This window comes from Pauljensenia sp. OF14-1SRA (genome assembly GCF_027694595.1).
In the GTDB taxonomy this organism is placed as follows: Bacteria; Actinomycetota; Actinomycetes; order Actinomycetales; family Actinomycetaceae; genus Pauljensenia; species Pauljensenia turicensis_B.
On sequence record NZ_JAQEVQ010000030.1, the window covers coordinates 1 to 2,973 of the forward strand.

Here is a 2,973-nt window from a genome sequence, read left to right on the forward strand (position 1 = left end):
ACTAACAACACGCCGCCATTAGCAACGATTTTTGTCTATTAACCCGTTCAAGTCGCGGTCAGCGTAATCAGTGCGATCAGTGAGTTTCCAGCGCGAACTCGGCGTCCGGTTCCTTGGTGAAGCGGTTGCGCAGGTCGCGACGGAAGACTTCAATGACCCACATCCAGACGATGTGGCCGAAGATCTCGGAGAAGTGCTCCTGCCATGGCTGATCCCACGGTGCCGGGACGATGCCCATGAGTGGCATGAGGATGACGTGGAAGCCGATCCACACGAGGATGCCGAAGACGGCGCCCTGCCAGAGTTTGATCTGCGGGAAGCGCTCAGCGAGCACGCAGTAAACGATGGCGACGACGATCGAGAAGGAGAAGTGGATGATGAAGGACATCCACGGCAGGCCTTCGTTGCCGTTGAAGGTGTAGGTGGCGTGCGTGAGGTCGGGGTTCATGCCGAACAATTCAAGCAGGGACTGCGGCGGGTTGGTGGCGTTGCGTTCCGGCGTACGCGGGGGCAGTGGTACCTCCCAACCGAATTTGATGATGGCGGAGATGATGCCGCCGATGAGGCCAACAAGTGCTGCAACGCCGTACTTGCGACGCTTCGGATCAGTCTGTGTGATATTCATGCTGTCAGCATATGCCAATCGGTTGACAGTGTGACAGTAGTAAGCGATTAAACGCCTCACATCGCATGTAAATCTCTGGCGCTGAGTGAACAACCAGGGAATTCATCCTCGTTGCTGATGTGCTGGAGCCAGAGAGACAAAGAAACAAAAAGTAGAGAGCCACCCCGAGTGGAGTGGCTCTCTACTTCAGATATGTACGGCGTTCACTATGAAAGTGAACGTGCATGCAACAGCGTCAGTCAACGATGCCGTAAAGACGGTCGCCAGCGTCACCGAGACCCGGGACGATGTAGGACTTCTCGTTGAGGTGGTCGTCAACAGCAGCGACAACAACCTTGACGTCTGCGCGGTCGCCGACTGCTTTTTCAAGTTCGGCGATGCCCTCCGGAGCTGCGAGAATGCAGACGCAGGTGACATCCTTGGCGCCACGTTCAAACAGGTAGTTCGTTGCTGCGACCATGGTATGACCGGTGGCGAGCATCGGGTCGAGGATGAAGCACTGGCGACCGGACAGGTCGTCGGGCAGGCGGTTGGCGTAGGTTTCGATTTCGAGGGTGTCCTCGTCGCGACGCATGCCGAGGAAGCCGACCTCTGCGGTCGGGACCAGGCGGGTCATGCCTTCGAGCATACCCAGGCCTGCGCGCAGGACGGGGACGACGATAGGGCGCGGTTCGGAGATCTGCAGGCCAACGGTTGGGGCGACGGGCGTGTTGATCGCGGTTTCGGAAACGGCGACGTTGCGCGTGGCCTCGTAGGCGAGCAGTGTGACGAGCTCGTCGACGAGCTGGCGGAAGGTTGCGGACGGCGTTTCGCGGTCGCGCAGAACGGTGAGCTTATGGCTAACAAGCGGGTGGTCCGCGACATGAAGATGCATAGTTCAAGGCTACCGCGCGCGGGCGGACAGTGGGTAGCGTGCCGGCGTTTTCGTGATTATTCCGCCTCGGTGCCACTTGTGTTTGATGGGGGACGAGGCCCGGATCCGTAATGTGAGGGTGATTCCTTGATTGCGCCGGACGATATTGGGACGATGTCTCAGGTGGAGAGATAGGCGGATTTTTGAGTGAAAGGCGCGTGAAAAAGCCGTTTTTCCTGAGAGTTTCCTGCACGGTTGGATAGTGCGATTCAATTTGTATATGGCTGCCGGTAGGCTGTAGGCGTGACACCAATGGATCGTTATCGAGACGCGATGAGTCGCGCTTTGTTCTACGCCAACCAGGCCCGTGAATCGGGTGATGTGCCGGTTGGTGCCGTTGTCATTGATCCGCTGGGGCGGATTGTTGGCAAGGGCTGGAATACTCGCCAGGCCGCGCATGATCCGTGCGGTCACGCAGAGATCAATGCGCTTCGCGAGGCTGGCCAGACCTTGAAGCGTTGGAACCTTGTGGGCTGCACGCTAGTTGTTACGCTTGAGCCATGCACAATGTGCGCGGGGGCGGCGTTGGCGTCACGCGTTGATCGCGTGGTGTTTGGCGCGTGGGATCCGAAGGCTGGCGCAGCGGGTTCGTTGCGTGATGTGTTGCGTGATTCTCGGATGAATCACAGCCTTGAGGTCATTCCGGGTGTCTTAGGTGCCGAAGCTATGATCCAGCTGAAGGCATTCTTCCAAGACAAGCGCGAAACTACGGCTGAGCCAACGGGGCGCGGTGCTCTGGCAAGTGAGCCAGTTGTTGTCCCTCCCTTAGAGACAATTGCGTCGTGGAATCACCCGAATTCGCTCGAGTCTTCGGACTCCGTTTCAGACAGTGACAGGGAAGTGAAGAAGTCTGAAGAGCCTACACAAGAGTCTGCTACGACGTTGCTTCCGCAGATGGAGCGAGCTTCGCAACCGGTGTCTGATCGGGTGAAACACGAAAATTCGGGCCTCGTTGCTTCGAAGGTGGATGCGGTGCCAGCTAGGGAAACGACGTCCGCTGTATCTGCGCCCACTCGCCCAAAGCATGTGGGCACCTCGGCAGATGTGCGCATGGTGGCGGGTATTCCGTTGCGTAGTCACGCGTTTCAGCGGGCGAGGCACTGATCGGTGCGGGGTTGGCAGAATGCTTGCGTAACGACGCGGGGACAACGTGTGGAACGTATCGCATGGGCGGACCTCGTGTGGAGTTTGCCGGCGACTTCTGTTTATACTTATGCGCATTGGTAGCGTGTCCGAGCGGCCGAAGGTGCAGCACTCGAAATGCTGTGTGGTGTAACAGCCACCCAGGGTTCAAATCCCTGCGCTACCGCCAGAGTGTCCCGCAGTCGTTGACTGCGGGACACATTTTTATGCCGAGCGTCTGCACCCCGTGGCGTATTCGGCAATGACGGGTTAAACGACAAAATGTGTGTTTTTGTTGGCGTGTCGGGATTAG

The 2,973-nt window shown here is 58.1% G+C and carries 3 protein-coding genes and 1 tRNA gene; 2 read left to right on the forward strand and 2 right to left on the reverse strand.

From position 1 onward, the window contains the following. Positions 1 to 76: 76 nt before the first annotated feature. Positions 77 to 625 carry a YagU family protein gene (locus PG731_RS09060; RefSeq protein ID WP_270773475.1) on the reverse strand — a complete coding sequence of 183 codons (549 nt, stop codon included), beginning with the start codon at positions 623 to 625 and terminating at the stop codon, positions 77 to 79. A gap of 235 nt (positions 626 to 860) precedes the next feature. Continuing rightward, complete coding sequence (gene upp / locus PG731_RS09065; protein ID WP_270773476.1) at positions 861 to 1,499, reverse strand: uracil phosphoribosyltransferase; 639 nt, start codon at positions 1,497 to 1,499, stop codon at positions 861 to 863. Between the two features lie 291 nt (positions 1,500 to 1,790). Here upp and tadA point away from each other — a divergent pair, with 291 nt between their 5' ends. Then, a complete protein-coding gene (tadA, locus tag PG731_RS09070; RefSeq protein WP_270773477.1) occupies positions 1,791 to 2,642 on the forward strand; it encodes a tRNA adenosine(34) deaminase TadA in 852 nt (283 codons plus the stop codon). Positions 2,643 to 2,760: 118 nt separating this feature from the next. Then, positions 2,761 to 2,850, forward strand: a tRNA-Ser gene (locus tag PG731_RS09075). The last annotated feature ends 123 nt before the right edge of the window (positions 2,851 to 2,973 follow it).